Origin of the sequence: Bradyrhizobium betae (assembly GCF_004123905.1) — a bacterium.
Classification (GTDB): domain Bacteria; phylum Pseudomonadota; class Alphaproteobacteria; order Rhizobiales; family Xanthobacteraceae; genus Bradyrhizobium; species Bradyrhizobium betae_A.
Genome location: NZ_MZXW01000013.1, coordinates 42,789 through 58,752 on the forward strand (window position 1 = coordinate 42,789; position 15,964 = coordinate 58,752).

Consider the following 15,964-nt stretch of genomic DNA (forward strand, 5'->3'; position numbering starts at 1 on the left):
ACATTGGAAATACCAAGGCGGACGTTGACACGCCGCAGTTGTATCCGCAGGCTGGACGTGCCGCAGCGACGCCTGCTTCGGAACTCTGCCGGGATCACACCATGGATTTGCGACCGGGCTCGGAACGAATTGTCGTCACGCCTGACACCGATCCGCTGGAGGGCACCGTGCGCTGGGCGCCGGACAAATCGCTGTGGCTCGCGGGCATGACGGCGGTCGCTATCGTGCTTGGACCGGCCTGCTTCTCCTGGTCGGCGTTCGCGCTGTTCATCGCGATCAGTGCCGTCACGCTCTGCTGCGGCCATTCGGTCGGCATGCATCGCAAGCTGATCCATGCGAGCTTCGACTGTCCGCTCTGGCTCGAACATCTGCTCGTTTATCTCGGCACGCTGGTCGGCATGGCCGGCCCGTTCGGCATGATCCGCCTGCACGATTTCCGCGACTGGGCGCAACGCCAGCCCGCGTGCCACGACTATTCCCGTCATAGTGCCGGCTTCTGGCGCGATGCGTGGTGGCAATTGCATTGCCGGCTGGTGTTGCGTCATCCGCCGGACTTCAGACTCGAGCCGCGGCTCGCCAATGACCGCTTCTACGCCCTGGTCGAGCGCACCTGGATGTTGCAGCAATTGCCGTGGGCCATGCTCTTCTTCGCAATCGGCGGCGTGGACTGGCTGGTGTGGGGCATTTGTGTGCGGGTCAGCGTCTGCGTGACCGGACACTGGCTGGTCGGCCATTTCTCCCACACCAGAGGCGAGCAGGTCTGGGTCATAGATGGCGTCGCGGCCCAGGGCTACAATGTCCGTCTCGCGGCGCTGATCAGCATGGGCGAGAATTGGCACAACAACCATCACGCCTATCCCGGCTCGGCGAAGCTCGGACTGTTGCCGGGACAGGTCGATCCGGGCTGGTGGCTGATCCGGTCGCTTGAGGCCGTCGGGCTCATCTGGAATGTCAGGACGCCCGATAATCTGCCGGAGCGAGCAGGCCTGCGGCGGCTGACGGGTGCGAAGTTGCGCGACGGAGTAGCCGATGCTGCGTGACTATCGCGAAGAGGATGCCGAGCCGATCGTACGCGTCGCGCTGGCTGCGTTCGCGGAGTTCGAGCCGCATTTTTCCGATTGGCCGCTGTTCAATGCCAATGTCGCGAAGATGCCGCAGCTTTCCAGGACCGGCGAGATCATCGTCGCCGAAGATGATGGCCAGATCGTCGGCGCTGTCGCCTATGTCGGGCCGCGAGCGCCGAAGCCGGCGTTCTTCGATCCGGCATGGCCTGTTATCCGCATGCTGGTGGTCGATCCCTTGGCGCGCGGCAAGGGCGTCGGCCGGCAACTGACGGAAGAATGCCTGCGCCGCGCCGAGCGCGATCAGGCGGCCGTCATTGCGCTCCACACGACGCCGATCATGACGGTGGCGCTGCCGATGTATCTGCGAATGGGATTTGCCAGGGTTCGCGACGCGCCGGATATTTTGGGCGTGCCGTATGGGGTGTATGTGAAGGCGCTGGGGTAGAGGCGACCTCGTAGCTTTGCATGAAGCGCAACGTCATGCGGGAGCGGCCCTGGATGTCGCTGCGCTCATCCGGGCATGGACTCAACGCCCAATCCGTCCATCCTGCCAATTCAGAAAATCAATGCCGCTCATCGAAATAAATGGTTTCTCTGTTGGAGGAGAGCCAGCTAGTCCTCGCCCTGCCACGCGTCGGAAGGGGTTTCGCAATGGACATGGTCGCACTCGGCATATTCCTGACTGCGGCCGTGGGATTGCTGGGTTCGCCGGGTCCCGCGATCGCGGCGCTCATCGCGGTCGGTCGCGCCCGGGGCTTTGTCGGGGGGCTGCCGTACTTTCTCGGACTTCAGGTGGGGCTCGCCATCGCCGCCGGCGTGACCGCTGCAGGACTGTTTTCGCTGCTGGCGGCGTTTCCGTCGGCACTGCGTATCATGACGATCGCCGCCACGGTCTACCTCATCTATCTCGCCTACAAGATCGCATCGTCCCCTGTCGGAGACACCGCCGAGGAACGCAGTCGCACACACGCCTCGCCTGCGGCCGGATTTCTCCTGGGCATGACGAACCCGAAGGCGTATCTGGCCTTCGCGTCCCTGCTGGCGTCATACACCTTGATCAAGGAGAGCGCGCAACACGACACGCTTGCGAAGTGGTTCCTGCTGGTCGTGGTCATGATCGTGGTCGACATCATCTGGCTCTATGTCGGGGTGTTCCTGCGTCGATTGCGGCTGTCGCCGAGTAGCGAGCGCGCGCTCAACGTCACGCTCGGACTGATGGTGCTGATCGCGGCCGGATTGGCGTTCGTTTAGCCCGTAGCAAGAACCACAGCCAAGTGTCTTGAGCGGTCGGCGGCGAACGTGTAATGCCGCAACAGTCCTTTCCTGGTGCCCGCTTGAACCCCCTGCCCCAAAATCCCGTGGTCGCGTCCGGATCGTTCGCAGCGATGAAGTCGGTGCCGTACCGGCTCCAGTTCATCGCTTACGTACTGGCGATGATGGCCGACAATATCGAGCATGTGATCAGCTATTGGGTGGTGTTCCAGAAATTCCATTCGCCGACGCTGGGAGGCTTTGCCGTGCTGTCGCACTGGCTGCCGTTCCTGCTGTTCTCGGTCGCGGTCGGCGGGCTTGCCGACCGGGTCGATCCGCGCCGCATCATCCAGTGCGGCATGCTGCTGTTCATATTGGCCTCGGCCGGCTGGGGCTTCTTCTTCATCACCGACACCATCCAGATGTGGCACGCGATGCTGCTGCTGGTGATCCATGGCTGCGCCGGCGTGCTGTGGCAGACACCGAACCAGTTGCTGCTCTACGACCTCGTCGGCCCCGCTGATCTTCCGAGCGCAGTGCGGCTGAACGCGATGGCGCGCTATCTCGGCATTCTGGTCGGACCTGCCGTCGGCGGAATCATCATGCTGACGCTAGGCACCTCGCACGGCATCATCTTCAACACGCTGTTCTATCTGCCGATGCTGCTGTGGCTGTTCTGGGCGCCGGTGCGCGACAGCAGCGTGGCCGTGCGGCGCTTTGCGGTACGCGGCTTTGCCGACATCATGCTGACCATCCGCGCCATCGGCACGCAGCCGGTGCTGACCGCGATGACGTGGCTCGCCGGCCTCACCTCCTTCATGATCGGCAATGCCTATCATGCGCAGATGCCGGGCTTTGCCGGCGATCTCGGCCATGGCGATCCCGGCGTGTCCTATAGCGTGCTGCTCGCGGCCGACGCTGCCGGTGCGCTGCTCGCCGGCATCGCGCTGGAATCGTGGGGGCGGCTGAAAGGCACGCCGCGCACCGCGATCACACTGGCGATGCTGTGGAGCGTGGCGCTGCTCGGCTTTGCGGCAGTGAAAATCTATCCGGTCGCGATCGTGCTGCTGTTCTTTGCGGGTTTCTTCGAGCTGTCGTTCAACACCATGGCGCAGGCGCTGGTACAGCTGAACGCGCCGCACGACATCCGCGGCCGCGTCGTCGGCCTCTACAACATGGCAGGCCTCGGGATGCGGGCCTTCAGCGGCATCACCGTCGGCGTCTTTGGCGCTGCGATCGGCATTCACTGGTCGCTCGGGCTCTCGGCCGTCGTGCTGCTGGCGCTGCTGTGTCTGCTGTATCAGCGCGCGACGAGGAAGGCAGAAGGTTGACTCTCGTCCTTCCGCACCGCACCTTCGACTGAGGGCTTGGGGAGATGACGCGTTGCGCAATCGCTGGGGCATTCTTGCGATCCTGTTCGTCGTGCGCCTCACCATCGCGTTCCAGTTCCAGAGCGTGGCAGCGGTCGCGCCGCTGCTGCAACAGAGTTTTGGCGTCGGGCTCGCCGATATCGGCATCCTGATCGGGCTATATTTCACGCCGGGCATTGTGCTGGCGCTGCCGGGCGGCGCGATCGGCCGAACGCTTGGCGACAAACCCACGACGATCGCAGCGCTGCTGCTGATGACGGCGGGCAGCCTCGTCATGGCCACCACCGATGTCTGGGGCTGGCAGATGGCGGGCCGCCTCACCTCCGGAGCCGGCGGCGTGCTGCTGACGGTGCAGCTCACCAAGATGGGCACCGACTGGTTTGCCGGGAAAGAGATCGCAACCGCGATGGCGATCTTCGTCAACTCCTGGCCGGCCGGCGTTGCGATCTCGCTGCTGGTGCTGCCGGCGATCGGCACCGCCTATGGCGCGGGCGCCGTGTTCCTGGCCGCCGGCGCGCTGACCGCGATCGGCATTCTCTTGATCATGTTCTACCAGCCGCCGCCGGGCGCAACGGCCAGTGCGACCGGCTCAGGCCGGCTTGATCGCCTCGCGCTGCTGGCGGTGATCGTCGCCGGCATGATCTGGGGCCTCTATAATGTCGGCTTCGCCATGATCTTCTCGTTCGGGCCCTCCCTGCTCGCCGAGCGCGGCTGGAGCATCGCGGCGGCCGGCTCGGCGATCAGCGTCGTGATGTGGCTGTCGGTGATCTCGGTGCCGGCCGGCGGCTATCTCGCCGATCGCTTCAAGCGGCCCTTGATATTGGCGATTGCCGCCAGCCTCACGGTGGCCGCCCTGCTGGCCTGGCTGACCCGGTCCGATGCGGTGATCACGATCCTCGTCCTGATCGGCCTGGTCGGCGGACATCCCGCGGGCCCGATCATGAGCCTCGCCGCCCGCGTGCTCGCCCCGGAGACACGGGCGATCGGCATGGGCGTGTTCTACACGCTGTTCTATGCCGCGATGATGCTGGGGCCGGCGGTGGCGGGGCGGCTCGCTAAAACGGCGGGGACCGCGGCGGCCGCGCTGGACCTCGGCGCGCTTGCGGTGCTGGCTTGTCCGCCCCTGATGTGGCTTTTTGAACGCATTGTGTCTGTCCGTAAACGACGCGCCCAATCCTAACGCGGCATTAACCCTGTGCACCTTAGGGTCGTCCCGGACTCCGCCAGGCGGGGGGTCAGGTTGTGAAAATGGCGTTGGCGAACAAAAAATTTCTTCCGGCCGCCGAGGAACGACGGCGTTTCCAGCGGGTGAAGGTTCACCTGCTCGGCCGCTACATGCTGCCGGACCGCCGTGAATTCCCCTGCCAGGTGATCAACATGTCGCCGGGTGGCCTCGCCCTGCTCGCCCCCGGCATCGGCAATGTCGGCGACCGCGTGGTCGCCTATCTCGACCATATTGGCCGCGTCGAGGGCAAGATCACCCGCATCATCGACAATGGCTTCGCCATGACGGTCGGTGCGACGCCCAGGAAGCGGGACAAGCTCGCGGCCCAGCTGACCTGGCTCGCCAACCGCGACATCCTCAATCTGCCGGAGGACCGCCGCCACGACCGTATCGTGCCGCGCAACCCGATCGCGGTGCTGACACTCGAGGACGGCACCAAGATGACCTGCCGCATCATCGACCTTTCTCTGTCCGGCGCTGCCATCGCCGCGGAGAACCGCCCGCCGCTCAAATCGACGGTTCTGCTCGGCCGGGTCCAGGGCCGCGTGGTCCGAAATCTCGAAGACGGCTTCGCGCTGGAGTTCTTGCACTCGCAGCCGATCGAGACACTCGAAGAGAGCGTTACCGCGCGGTAAAGCGCGACAACGCCAAAACCACTGGATTTCCAGCCCTGAAGGCGGCCTCCGCGATGCGGACGCCGCCTTTTTCGTGCGCTGAGACAGGCCCCGCGTGAGTTAACGCACCGGCCTTTCCGCGCGCAAACGACGGTTCCGCCAGCGTTTCCGCGTTAATCGATAAAGTTTGAATCAATTGCAGTATTCTCTAATTTTAGTCGAATTCGATTCAAGTATAGATCGAATTTGCCTCGCCTTTTACTTGCATTCGTCTCGACTTGACTTGGCTGACTTAGCGCCAACTCAAAAGCTGCGTGCGCAATGTGGTCCCCAACAAGAAACGGGGGCCGCAGTGTTGGATTTCAGGGGACAGGGGAAGGGTTTGGCGCTGGCCGCCATGCTCTTCGGGATCAGCGCGACAGCGCAGGCCGGTGAGAGCCGTCTGCTCTACGCAAGCCTCGGCGACACCACGCGGGCGCCGATCGGCTGGGTCGAGTTTTGTGCGGACAATGCCGCGCAGTGCCAGAGCGGGCCGACGCAGCCGCGCGACATCGTGATGTCGCAGACGGCGTGGCGCGACCTCGTCAAGGTCAATCGCTGGGTCAACGAGACCGTCAAGCCTTTGACCGACCAGGAGCACTGGGGCGTGATCGAGAAGTGGTCGCTGCCGACTGACGGTTACGGCGACTGTGAAGACTACGTGCTGTTGAAGCGCAAGATGCTGATCGACGCCGGATGGCCGCGCGAGGCCCTGCTCATCACCGTCGTGCGTGACAAGAAGGGCGAAGGACACGCGGTGCTGACGGTGAAGACCGACAAGGGCGAGTTCGTTCTCGACAATCAGAACGAGAACGTCATTGCCTGGACGGAGACCGGCTACCGCTTCGTCAAGCGCCAGTCGCAGGGCGATCCCAACGTCTGGGTCTCGCTCGGCGATACCAAGCCGGCGGTCTCCACCGCCAGCGCAAGAGATCAATAGGAACGAGACAACAGGTTACGCGACCCGGTCACATCCCCACCCCTCCCCGTCCCAGACCGGTTCGCGCGCGCCCAGCCATCCCCCAATGGCTGGGCGCAACTTTTTTGGGAATGCGCGATCAGTCCAGCGACGACCACGGCACGCGCGCGGCGGTGAAATCGCGCCATGAGCTTTGCAGCGCGGGCTGCACGCCGACCGATGCGCGGGCCTGCCAGCCGGCGATGGCGGCAGCCGCAATGGCGCTGTCCGGTTCGGTGCCGAGCCCGTCGAGCAGCGATGCCGTGACCGCCATGTCGTTGAAGGCGCCGAGCTCCTCCTGGAGGCCAGCGAGCCGTCGCGAGAATTTTCGCGCGCATCTGCGATCGGCAAACAGCGGCAGCAGGAACTCGCTGAGATAGCGCAGCCGCTTGGTCGCGAGCCGCACCCGGTGCAGCTGTTCGGCGGGAAGCGACTTGAAGCGGCGGCCGCGCTTGAGCACCTTCGCGTACTGCTCGGACAAAATGCGCTGCGCGAAATTGACGGCGGGCTCGGCGAGCTGGCCGAGATCTTCGGCGGCAACGCCGTTGCGCCAGCCCCGCGTCTCGATCCAGTTTCCGAGACTGATCAGGAAGACGGCGCAGCGGCGATCGGCAAGCGCATGATGCGCCTTGCGGTAGGCTTCGGACTGACGCTTGCCCGCGGCCTTGCCCAGCGCGTCAAAGCCGGCGACCGAAGGACAAGCCGTTGCGATCGTCGGCAAGGTCTGGAGCTGGAACACGTCCCAGTCGCGCGCGGCGGAGAGGTCCTGCGCCAGCCATTTCGCTTCCGACCGCAGCGCATCGAGATTGCTGAGCGCGCCGACCGATCGCATCAAATCGAGCGCAGAGCGCAGCCGGCGCAGCGAGACGCGCAGCTGGTGCACACCTTCCGGATTGCGCCCGTCCTCCGCCGCCGGCAGCGACTGAAGCAGATGGAAAAAGCAGGAGCGCAGGATCGTCGCGAAAGCCTCATCCACCGTGACCGATGCATCGAGGCGGAGTTTGCGCGGGCGTCGCGCCGCTGGCGGCTTGTCGGCGGCGAGATCAAAGCCTCGCGCCGACTTGGTGCGGATCGACGGCTTCACCGCCCCCTGCTCCGCAAGCAGCGAGGCGATCTCGTAGATCGTGCTTGCGGCGCCGCTCTTGAGCTCCAGTTCGATCTCGCTCACCGGCAGCGAGCGATGGCCGGCCGTCAGCTCACCCTGGTCGAAGGCAATCTCGACCGTACCGGACGGAAGATCAATCATCCGCGCGTGACGATGGATGTCGGCGGTGAAGACGGCTGCGAGAGGATGCGCTTCGAGATGGCTGCGAAGCTTCTCCGGGATGAAGGGCATCGCCAGCGCGAGATCGGGCGCAAGCGACGGCACGCTCGCCTCCCACTCGCCGCGGCGCAGCGGATCGTCCGCGGCCTCGGTCTTCACGGTCTGTACGAAGCGCGCGCCGCTCTGGCGTACGCGCAGACTGAGGCCGTTACGTCGAAGCAGGCGCTCGGGCGTGTCGTAATAGACAGATTTGAGATGTTTTCGCGAGCCCTTGTTGCGCGCGTTGGCCGCGATGACAGGTGCAGCGTTGAAATGCGCCATGCGATCGGCATCGACGAGAAGCTTGAGCTCGATTTCACCGGCGGACCGCGCAGCAGCGTTCGACGGGGTCGGTTCCGGTGCAGGCGTCACGTCCAGCGACGGCGTCTGATCAATCACGGCGCCCTCGACGATCGCAGGTTCCGCGCCTCGCTCGGCCGGTTCAATGTGCCTGAGGAAGCCGGCAACGACTTGCGTTCTCTTGTTGTCCTTGGGGACAGGATTCCCGTCCGGCGCGCCCACAGTTTTGCGACCCGGCGTAGCGTCTGATTTTAGCATTTCCGATGACATGACGGTTTGATGACAGAGCGACAGCATATAGCTGGTGCGGCCCGCGAGGAATAGTCACGTTAACTCCCGGCGCGCGATCGTCCACACGTAGTGCCCGGCGCTAATATCCGGCAAGGCCTGTCATAATTGGGCTCGGCATGACGAATTGAATTGCCGTCATGTACTGTAAGTGATCGAATTGACAACGAATCTCGCGGTTCCCGAAAGCGAGATGAACGCGTCAGCGAGCTTGACTCATGCTAGCCGAAAAATTCTTTCTGGTTCTGGAGACGCTTCGAAGTCACGCCTCCGATGACATGCCCGCGATTGTGACGAGCCGTCTTGTCACAAATCCTGCGCGGCCTCCCGCGGTTCCCGAGGCCGAGTCTGGTTCACGGCGCAAAAAGCCGGTGCCCTGAGAGCGGGACTAGAAGCGATCCAAAGTCGCAAGATCACGCCCGCATCTGCGCGCGTCAGCGCGGCACGATGTTCTTGTAGACCTTGCCTCCCTTCATGATCACGACGAAATTCTTCGCCGGATCCTCGACGAGAGCGATGTTCTCGAGCGGATTGCCATCGACCAGCAGGAGATCGGCGAGCGCCCCCTCCTCGACCACGCCGAGTTTGCCCGGATAGGGATTTCGCAGGCCTGACAGGTTCAGCAATTCGGCATTGATCGAGGTCGCCATGGCCAGCGCTTCGGCAGGCGTATACCAGCGCGTCAGCGCGGCCAGCATCGAGCCCTGCCTGTCCGCCAGCGCCTTCGAGAACAGCACGTCGGTTCCGAACGCGGTCTTGATGTTGTACTTCTTCGCCAGCGCGTAGACGCGGTCGGTGCCGGCAACCACCTGCCGCATCTTGGCCTGCTCCGACGGTCCCAGCGCCGCAGCGCCGGAGATATCCAGGAACGGCTGCGTACTGAGCCAGACGCCCTTCTCCGCAATCAATTTTGCACTCGCCTCGTCCATGAGATGGCCGTGCTCGATGCATCTCACGCCGGCCGCGATCGAACGCTGAATCGCGACCGGCGTGTAGGCGTGCGTGGCAACGTAAGTGCCCCAATTGTCGGCGGCTTCGACCGCGGCGCGGAGTTCGGGCTCGGTGAAGGTAGAGACGTCAAGCGGGCTGAATGGCGACGCGACGCCGCCGCCCGCGGTGAGCTTGACCTGCGAGGCGCCCAGCATCAGCTGCTCGCGCGCACGCACGCGGACTTCGTCCGGACTGTCGGCGACCATGCTGCCGCCAATCACTTCCATGCGGCTGAGCATGCCACCAATCGTGCGCGGCAGATCGGAAAGCTGCCGGAAGTCGCCATGACCGCTGGTGACGGTGATGATGGCGCCGGAGGGATAGATCCGGGGGCCGGCGACGAGATCCTCGTCGATGGCCTGTTTCAGTCCGAAGCTCGGCCCGCCCATGTCGCGCACGGTGGTGAAGCCGCGCATCAGCGTCGCGGTCGCCTCGCTTGCGGCGAGCAGGTTGTTGTAGCCGATATCGCCCGCGAGCGAGGCCATCGGCGTTGGACGGACCAGCATCGCATGCCAATGCGCATCGATCAGTCCCGGCATCAGAACGCGCCCGCCGCCCTCGATCACCTGACCGGTGGCGATGATGTCGCCAACCGAGATCTTCTCGATTGTCCTGTCCCGGACGAGAACATTGGACGCGGCCGAAAGCGCAGCGTTCTTTCCGTCGAAAATCCTGATGTTGCGGAACAGGACTGAGGAGTCTTGCTGGGCCGACGCCGGTGAGAGACCAAGGCTCGCTCCAACGAAACCAAGCACCGCAGCGGCGCGCGCGAGCGTCACCGGCATAGGCCAACTCAACATGTTCAGTCTCCGCGGCACTTACGCAGGTCTGGCCAAAGCGAGCCATGCAAAGGTCATCCACCCGATGCCGTGCGATAACAGGTCGATACCGAGCAGCAAGCCCAGCACCCACACGCCTGTCGTGGGAAAGCCCGTGAGAATGATGAGTCCCGCCAGAACGCCGAACAGGCCGGAGGCCACCATGATCCCGCCGCCCTGCTGCCAGCGGCCGATGCCGATCAGCATGCGCACCACGCCGGAGGCGAGCAGCGCAATGCCGAGCACGTAAGTGAGCAGCAGCGCTCCCGTCAGCGGCTGGCTGACCAGCACGATGCCGAACGCAATGTAGAGGATGCCGAGTATGATCTGCCAGACGAAGCCGCCCCAGCCCTTGGTCCAGAACGCGTGAAATATCTCGAAGGCGCCCGCGGCGATCGCCATCCAGCCGATGAACAGCGCGCTGACGACGGTAAAGAACGCGACGTCGCCCAGCACCATCAGCCCCGCGAACACCATGAAGAGACCAAGCAGCACGCAGACCCAACGGGGCGGCTGCGGGCCGGTCGCGCCCATCGGCGCGCTATGGTCGTAGGTCGTCATGTCGTCCTCCCCGGTTTATCTCCAGCGCCATCCGCAATGACGGCGGCCACGATGCCACCAGCACTCCCAACGCCGACGCCGCCGGTGCCATGACGGCGGTCGTGGCGGCGGACGGTGTGGCGGCCGATGCGGCGGACGATTTGGCGGCCGATGCGGTGGGCGATGACCTGGTGCCGGCAACGGACGGGCCGTCTGCTGCGCATAGTCACGGCCGGCAGGCTCACGCTTGCCTGCAACGGGTTGATCGATTGGCGACAGCTCCGGCAAGAGTTCGGGCAGGGCTGCGGCATCGCGTGACCACAGGCTCACGCCTGCTCCCGCGAGGATCACGCCTCCGAACAGCGTCCGCAGCGCGGCGCGCCGATCCATCTCACTCATTGGTTTCATTCCCGGCGTTCTCCTTCGCGAAATCCCCTTGCCCTTTGTCGTCAACTCAGGTTTTCGCAGCGGCCTCATCGTTGGAAATCTCGCAGAACGGATTCAACTGATGTCGGCTCCGTTCCAGAACTCGACGCTGAGGGCAGTTGATTCCGCGGATCAAGCAGAGTCAATTTGCAACCATAAGACGATTATGCAGCCCTGCCATACGACTCCCTGCAAGATGCATCGAGTACGCAATGCAGCAGGAATTCTTGGCACATGCGTAAGTGACACTGTCCCGCATGCGTCGAACTCTAATCAAAAGGCAGATAGCGCGCTGTAACCTTCGTCAACGCCAGATTGCAACGCGCTTGCACTGGAGTACGATCCCGCGCGGGCTGCGCAGAAGATCATGGGGCAGAAGGAAGTGCTCGAAGACAAATCCGGCATCAAGTGAACGAGGCGTAACATGGTGGCACAAACGAGTGACGGATACGTTCTGCTGACCAAGAAGCTCGGCGGACTCTTCGCAATCATATTGGGATGCCTGCTGACGGCCGTCGGCGTGACATTCGAATATGGCGGCACGACTTTCGTCGGCGTGCTGCTGCTGATACTTGGAGCCGGCCTGCTCGTGCTGAAGATCATCAGACGAAACCGAGAGCCTCCGTTGACCTAGCCTGCGGCCACGGCTCGTTCACGCCCCGGGCGCGCCCCAGGCCGCATCTCGGCGGCGGGATCCTTCAAGAACAGCTCGCCTCATTCCCGACAATCGGAACGAGAACGTCGCTGCCTGGACGGACACCGGCTACCACTTCAACTGCGCTGTTGACTGATCCAGCGGTTGCTTCATTGGGTACCGCCACAGGCAATCACAAGGAGCTGCCATGGCGTCGTTCCGCCCCGTCATCGCATTGTCCAGGGGTCTCGAAGTCCTGCGGGTGATCAATCAGGAACGGCAGTCGACCGTCGGCTCGCTGCACAAAGCGACGGGGCTGAACAAGGCAACGATCGTGCGCATGCTCGAGACGCTGGAGCATGAAGGCTATGTGGTCCGCCGGACCGAGCCCGCCAGCTACGCGCCAACGGGACGGGCGCTGCTGCTCAGCGCGGGCTATGACGAGCCCACCTGGATTGGCGGCATTGCCGAACCCATCCTGAACAAGTTCCGCAAACAGATCCATTGGCCATCAGACATCGCCGTACTCGATCAGGAGTCCATGGTCATCGCCCATACGACGCGGGTGGACGGCTCCCTGCTGTTCAGCCGTCCGCCCGGTTTTCGCTTTCCCGTTCTGGGCACCTCGATGGGACGCGCCTATCTCGCCTTCTGCGAGCCCGCCGAGCGGGAGCGCATCGTCGCCCGCCTTGCCCTCAGTCCCGAGCCCTGGAACGATCTGGCACGCAATCCCGGCAGGCTCGCCAAGGTGCTCCGCACGATCCGCAACGCCGGATTCGCGGTCATGGACGAGAGCTACAGCCGCCACGTTTTCGGCGGCGCAGTTTGGGCCATCGGCGTTCCCGTCGTTCTGCGGGATCGCCTGTTCGCCAGCATGAACGTGATGATGCTCCGCGAAGCGGTCAGCACGGAGGACGGCGCACGTCGCTTCGTACCGCCGATGAAGAAAGTCGCCTCCGCGCTTGCCGAGGCGCTTGGCGCCAAGCTTGCCGCGCCGAGCACTCTTTCTGCCCAAAGCTAGCCATTTCATACAGTGAAACGGCATTTCTATTTCTTGACGCTCTTGCTGGCCCGTGTGACACGTCTTCCCGGCGGCCGCTGGCCACCCAATGACGCAATGACAAGGGGAGGCCGAAGTGTGGACATGCGCCAGAATTGTGGGTGCCGCAATTGCATGTCTGACGCTGGCCTCTGCTGAAACGGCTTGGGCCGAAGTCTGGCCGACCCGGGCAATCAGGATCGTCGTCTCCACGCCGGCAGGCGGCATCACCGATGCCTTCGCCCGCGCCTATGGCGACTATATCTCGCAGAAGCTCGGCCAGCCGGTCATCGTCGAAAACAAGACCGGGGCCAGCGGTGCGCTGGCGGCGCAATCGGTGAAGGATTCCGCGGCGGACGGCTATACGCTGATGTACACGATCTCATCCACCCTGCTCGGTAACCGGCTGCTGCTGAAATCGCTGGCCTATGATCCGGACAAGGATTTCGCAATTGTCGCGGTGACGCCTTCAGGACACCTGCCGTTGGTGGCCCATACGGCCACCGGTGCAAAGACGCTGGAAGAGTTCGTCGCCTATGCGCGCGCCAACAAGGTCACGGCCGGCTCGTACGCATCGGCTCGTTCGCACACATTGCGATCGCCCAGCTCAACCGGCAATTCGGCCTCGACATTTCCATCGTGCATTACCGCGGCGAAGCCCCGATGTGGCAGGATTTCGCAGCCGGCGTCATCCAGGCGGCGGTCGGCAGCTATCAGGCCGCGCTTCCGGTGCTCGATACCGGCGTCGGCCGCGCAATTGCCGTGCCGACACCGGTGCGCATGAAGAAGCTGCCCGAAACCAGGACGTTTATCGAGCAAGGCGTCACCGGCAATGTCTTCCAGCTCACCAGCTTCACAACGCTGGTGGCGCCCGCTGCGACGCCAACAGACCGGATCGAACTGCTCGCCAAATTGATGGTTGAAGGCGGCAAGACGGAGCGCGTGCAGAAACTGCTCGAAGCATTCGGAGTCGACTCGCCGGCAATGGATCGCGCATCCTCGGTTGCGCTGTACGAAAAGGAAGGGCCGATCTGGCTCAAGTCGATCAAGTCTCTCGGATTGGAGCCGCAATAGTCCTGGCCGAATCCTGGTGCGGACGCTTCGTCGGGCTCACACGCCGAGCACGTCGGCGAGCCGCAATTCGTCGGCGGCCGGGTCTTTCAAAAACAGTTCAGCCTCGATCTCGTTCAGATGCGACAGCATCTGCGCGCGCGCGGACTGCCTGTCGCGCTTGCGGATCGCGCTAACGATGCCGGCGTGATGATCGGTGCCGCAGGCCGGCGTGTCGTGACGGCGGTAGAGCAGGATGATCAGCGAGGAACGCGCGATCAGTTCTTTCAGGAAACCGAGATAGATGCTGTGGCCAGACATCTCGGCGACGAGCTTGTGAAATTCGCCGGAGAGACGGACCGACGCCCTCGCGTCGCCACGCAGCTCCGCCTCGCGCTCTTCGGTGAGATGCTGCTGGAGACGAGCGAGCCAGGCCGGCGAGACCGCCTCGATCGCGTGGTCGACGATGGTGGGCTCGATCAGGCGGCGCGCCTCGAACACTTCGCGGGCATCGGCCGGCGTCGGGCGTGCAACGAAGGCGCCGCGGTTCTTCTCGATGTTGACGATGCCCTCATGCGCGAGCTGCTGGAGCGCGGTACGGACCAGCGTGCGGCTGGCGCCATAGATCTCGCCGATCTCGTCCTCGCCGAGCTTCGTGCCCGGCAGCAGGCGATGCTCGAGGATCGCCGCGGTCACGCCCTCCCTGATACGGCTGACGCGATCACTCGCATCTGGCGCATCGGATTTTTGGCGGGTCTTGGCGGCCATTGGTTGGAGGATTCGGGTTTGAGGACTCGATCGTCGACGTCTGGCCTCGAATGTTAGTCGACGAGCTGTATCCAATCACAGGCGAAACTTTATACAATCTGCGCCCATTTTGTGTGCATATTATTGCCCGTTCGGCGAGCCGTGCTGCTGCGCCGGATTTGATCTAACGACCTGACTCCACTGCACAGTTTTGCAATTCGGCAGTTTCCGCGCGGTTGGCACGGACCTTGCGGAGAAAGCCGGAGCATCGCCCTCCCAGCGGACACGCCATGGCCACTCCTGCCGCTCTCGAACTGGTCGCCGTCACCAAGCGCTACGACACGACGCTGGCGGTCGACACCGTCAATCTGAAGATCCCGGCCGGCACCTATTGCTGCCTGCTCGGCCCGTCCGGCTGCGGCAAGACCTCGACCTTGCGCATGATCGCCGGCCACGAGGCAGTCAGCGAAGGCGACATCATCCTGGGCGCGCAGAACGTCACCGATCTGGAGCCGGCCAAGCGCGGCACGGCCATGATGTTCCAGTCCTATGCGCTGTTTCCGCATTTGACCGTGCTCGACAATGTCGCGTTTGCCCTGAAAATGCGCGGCATCGACCGCATGACGCGGCACAAGCGCGCCGGCGAATTGCTCGAGCTCGTCGCCATGAGCCCCTATGCCGGCCGCCTCCCCGCGCAGCTCTCCGGCGGCCAGCAGCAGCGCGTCGCGCTCGCGCGTGCGCTGATCACCGAGCCGCAGATCCTGTTGCTCGACGAGCCGCTGTCGGCGCTCGATCCGTTCCTGCGGGTGAGGATGCGCGGCGAGCTCAAACGGCTGCAGCGGGAGCTCGGCATCAGCTTCATCCAGGTCACCCACGGCCAGGAAGAGGCGATGGCGCTTGCCGACCACATCGTGGTGATGAACCATGGCAAGATCGAGCAGCAGGGCTCGGCCCGCGACATCTTCCACCATCCCCGCACCGAATTCGTGGCCCGCTTCATCGGCGGCCACAACGTCCTCAGCGACGACGGCAACCTCATCGCCGTGCGCGCCGATCAGCTCGGCATCGTGCCGTTCACTGACGGCGCGTACGGCGCGCCGGCGCTGCTGACCCAAACCGAGTACCAGGGCTCCTACATCGCCGTCTCGCTCACGCTCGACGACGGCACCGCCCTGTTCTCCCACCTTCCCGAGGCCACCTTCGACGTCCACCCGTTCCGCCCGGGCGATCGCGTGCTGGCCACCTGGGATCCCGCCAAGGCGCAGCGCCTGCAATAGCGCCGTCATTTTAGAAAATGCGCAACACAGA

At 64.0% G+C, this 15,964-nt stretch carries 14 protein-coding genes and 1 pseudogene; 11 read left to right on the top strand and 4 right to left on the bottom strand.

What is annotated here, in order from left to right:
- Positions 1 to 101 precede the first annotated feature (101 nt).
- The 7 genes from B5V03_RS06150 (at position 102) to B5V03_RS06180 (ending at position 6,503) form a co-directional block, all read left to right on the top strand.
- A complete protein-coding gene (locus B5V03_RS06150; protein ID WP_129268384.1) occupies positions 102 to 1,040 on the top strand; it encodes an acyl-CoA desaturase in 939 nt (312 codons plus the stop codon).
- Positions 1,030 to 1,509, top strand: a complete 480-nt coding sequence (locus B5V03_RS06155) for a GNAT family N-acetyltransferase (protein WP_129268385.1) — start codon at positions 1,030 to 1,032, stop codon at positions 1,507 to 1,509. Before B5V03_RS06150 ends, B5V03_RS06155 begins: the two co-directional genes overlap by 11 nt.
- A gap of 206 nt (positions 1,510 to 1,715) precedes the next feature.
- Positions 1,716 to 2,315: a LysE family translocator gene (locus tag B5V03_RS06160; protein WP_129268386.1), complete on the top strand. Its 600-nt coding sequence runs from the start codon at positions 1,716 to 1,718 to the stop codon at positions 2,313 to 2,315.
- Between the two features lie 83 nt (positions 2,316 to 2,398).
- Positions 2,399 to 3,646 carry an MFS transporter gene (locus B5V03_RS06165; protein ID WP_283811533.1) on the top strand — a complete coding sequence of 416 codons (1,248 nt, stop codon included), beginning with the start codon at positions 2,399 to 2,401 and terminating at the stop codon, positions 3,644 to 3,646.
- 52 nt (positions 3,647 to 3,698) lie between these two features.
- Positions 3,699 to 4,865 (top strand): MFS transporter, encoded by a 1,167-nt coding sequence (locus B5V03_RS06170; protein ID WP_129268387.1) that lies wholly within the window; start codon positions 3,699 to 3,701, stop codon positions 4,863 to 4,865.
- A 68-nt stretch (positions 4,866 to 4,933) separates the two neighbouring features.
- Positions 4,934 to 5,545, top strand: a complete 612-nt coding sequence (locus B5V03_RS06175) for a PilZ domain-containing protein (protein ID WP_027536189.1) — start codon at positions 4,934 to 4,936, stop codon at positions 5,543 to 5,545.
- 376 nt (positions 5,546 to 5,921) lie between these two features.
- The gene (locus B5V03_RS06180; RefSeq protein WP_433995329.1) at positions 5,922 to 6,503 is read left to right on the top strand and encodes a transglutaminase-like cysteine peptidase; all 582 of its coding nucleotides are present in this window, start codon (positions 5,922 to 5,924) and stop codon (positions 6,501 to 6,503) included.
- A 118-nt stretch (positions 6,504 to 6,621) separates the two neighbouring features.
- Here B5V03_RS06180 and B5V03_RS06185 read toward each other — a convergent pair whose 3' ends face one another.
- The 3 genes from B5V03_RS06185 to B5V03_RS06195 all read right to left on the bottom strand — a co-directional run bounded on the left by B5V03_RS06185 (position 6,622) and on the right by B5V03_RS06195 (position 10,781).
- Complete coding sequence (locus B5V03_RS06185; RefSeq protein ID WP_129268389.1) at positions 6,622 to 8,382, bottom strand: CYTH and CHAD domain-containing protein; 1,761 nt, start codon at positions 8,380 to 8,382, stop codon at positions 6,622 to 6,624.
- 464 nt (positions 8,383 to 8,846) lie between these two features.
- Positions 8,847 to 10,202: an amidohydrolase family protein gene (locus B5V03_RS06190; protein WP_433995328.1), complete on the bottom strand. Its 1,356-nt coding sequence runs from the start codon at positions 10,200 to 10,202 to the stop codon at positions 8,847 to 8,849.
- Positions 10,203 to 10,220: 18 nt separating this feature from the next.
- Positions 10,221 to 10,781, bottom strand: a complete 561-nt coding sequence (locus B5V03_RS06195; protein WP_129268390.1) for an HdeD family acid-resistance protein — start codon at positions 10,779 to 10,781, stop codon at positions 10,221 to 10,223.
- Between the two features lie 829 nt (positions 10,782 to 11,610).
- Between B5V03_RS06195 and B5V03_RS06205 the strand changes: the two genes are divergently transcribed.
- From B5V03_RS06205 to B5V03_RS06215, 3 genes and pseudogenes are all read left to right on the top strand, one after another.
- On the top strand, positions 11,611 to 11,820 hold the full coding sequence (locus B5V03_RS06205; RefSeq protein ID WP_129268391.1) for a hypothetical protein: 210 nt from the start codon (positions 11,611 to 11,613) through the stop codon (positions 11,818 to 11,820).
- Positions 11,821 to 12,028: 208 nt separating this feature from the next.
- Complete coding sequence (locus tag B5V03_RS06210) at positions 12,029 to 12,841, top strand: helix-turn-helix domain-containing protein (protein WP_129268392.1); 813 nt, start codon at positions 12,029 to 12,031, stop codon at positions 12,839 to 12,841.
- A 136-nt stretch (positions 12,842 to 12,977) separates the two neighbouring features.
- Positions 12,978 to 13,933 (top strand): annotated as a pseudogene (locus B5V03_RS06215) (Bug family tripartite tricarboxylate transporter substrate binding protein).
- 36 nt (positions 13,934 to 13,969) lie between these two features.
- Here the strand turns inward: B5V03_RS06215 and B5V03_RS06220 are convergent.
- The gene (locus B5V03_RS06220) at positions 13,970 to 14,677 is read right to left on the bottom strand and encodes a GntR family transcriptional regulator (RefSeq protein ID WP_129268393.1); all 708 of its coding nucleotides are present in this window, start codon (positions 14,675 to 14,677) and stop codon (positions 13,970 to 13,972) included.
- Positions 14,678 to 14,946: 269 nt separating this feature from the next.
- Here B5V03_RS06220 and B5V03_RS06225 point away from each other — a divergent pair, with 269 nt between their 5' ends.
- Positions 14,947 to 15,933, top strand: coding sequence for an ABC transporter ATP-binding protein (locus tag B5V03_RS06225; protein ID WP_129268394.1), 987 nt, complete (start codon positions 14,947 to 14,949; stop codon positions 15,931 to 15,933).
- The last annotated feature ends 31 nt before the right edge of the window (positions 15,934 to 15,964 follow it).

Coding starts and splice junctions, on each gene's coding strand:
- B5V03_RS06185 (WP_129268389.1), bottom strand. CDS start 8,382: ATGCTAAAATCAGACGCTACGCCGGGTCGCAAAACTGTGGGCGCGCCG.
- B5V03_RS06160 (WP_129268386.1), top strand. CDS start 1,716: ATGGACATGGTCGCACTCGGCATATTCCTGACTGCGGCCGTGGGATTG.
- B5V03_RS06155 (WP_129268385.1), top strand. CDS start 1,030: ATGCTGCGTGACTATCGCGAAGAGGATGCCGAGCCGATCGTACGCGTC.
- B5V03_RS06150 (WP_129268384.1), top strand. CDS start 102: ATGGATTTGCGACCGGGCTCGGAACGAATTGTCGTCACGCCTGACACC.
- B5V03_RS06180 (WP_433995329.1), top strand. CDS start 5,922: ATGCTCTTCGGGATCAGCGCGACAGCGCAGGCCGGTGAGAGCCGTCTG.
- B5V03_RS06205 (WP_129268391.1), top strand. CDS start 11,611: ATGGTGGCACAAACGAGTGACGGATACGTTCTGCTGACCAAGAAGCTC.
- B5V03_RS06195 (WP_129268390.1), bottom strand. CDS start 10,781: ATGACGACCTACGACCATAGCGCGCCGATGGGCGCGACCGGCCCGCAG.
- B5V03_RS06220 (WP_129268393.1), bottom strand. CDS start 14,677: ATGGCCGCCAAGACCCGCCAAAAATCCGATGCGCCAGATGCGAGTGAT.
- B5V03_RS06175 (WP_027536189.1), top strand. CDS start 4,934: ATGGCGTTGGCGAACAAAAAATTTCTTCCGGCCGCCGAGGAACGACGG.
- B5V03_RS06210 (WP_129268392.1), top strand. CDS start 12,029: ATGGCGTCGTTCCGCCCCGTCATCGCATTGTCCAGGGGTCTCGAAGTC.
- B5V03_RS06190 (WP_433995328.1), bottom strand. CDS start 10,202: ATGTTGAGTTGGCCTATGCCGGTGACGCTCGCGCGCGCCGCTGCGGTG.
- B5V03_RS06225 (WP_129268394.1), top strand. CDS start 14,947: ATGGCCACTCCTGCCGCTCTCGAACTGGTCGCCGTCACCAAGCGCTAC.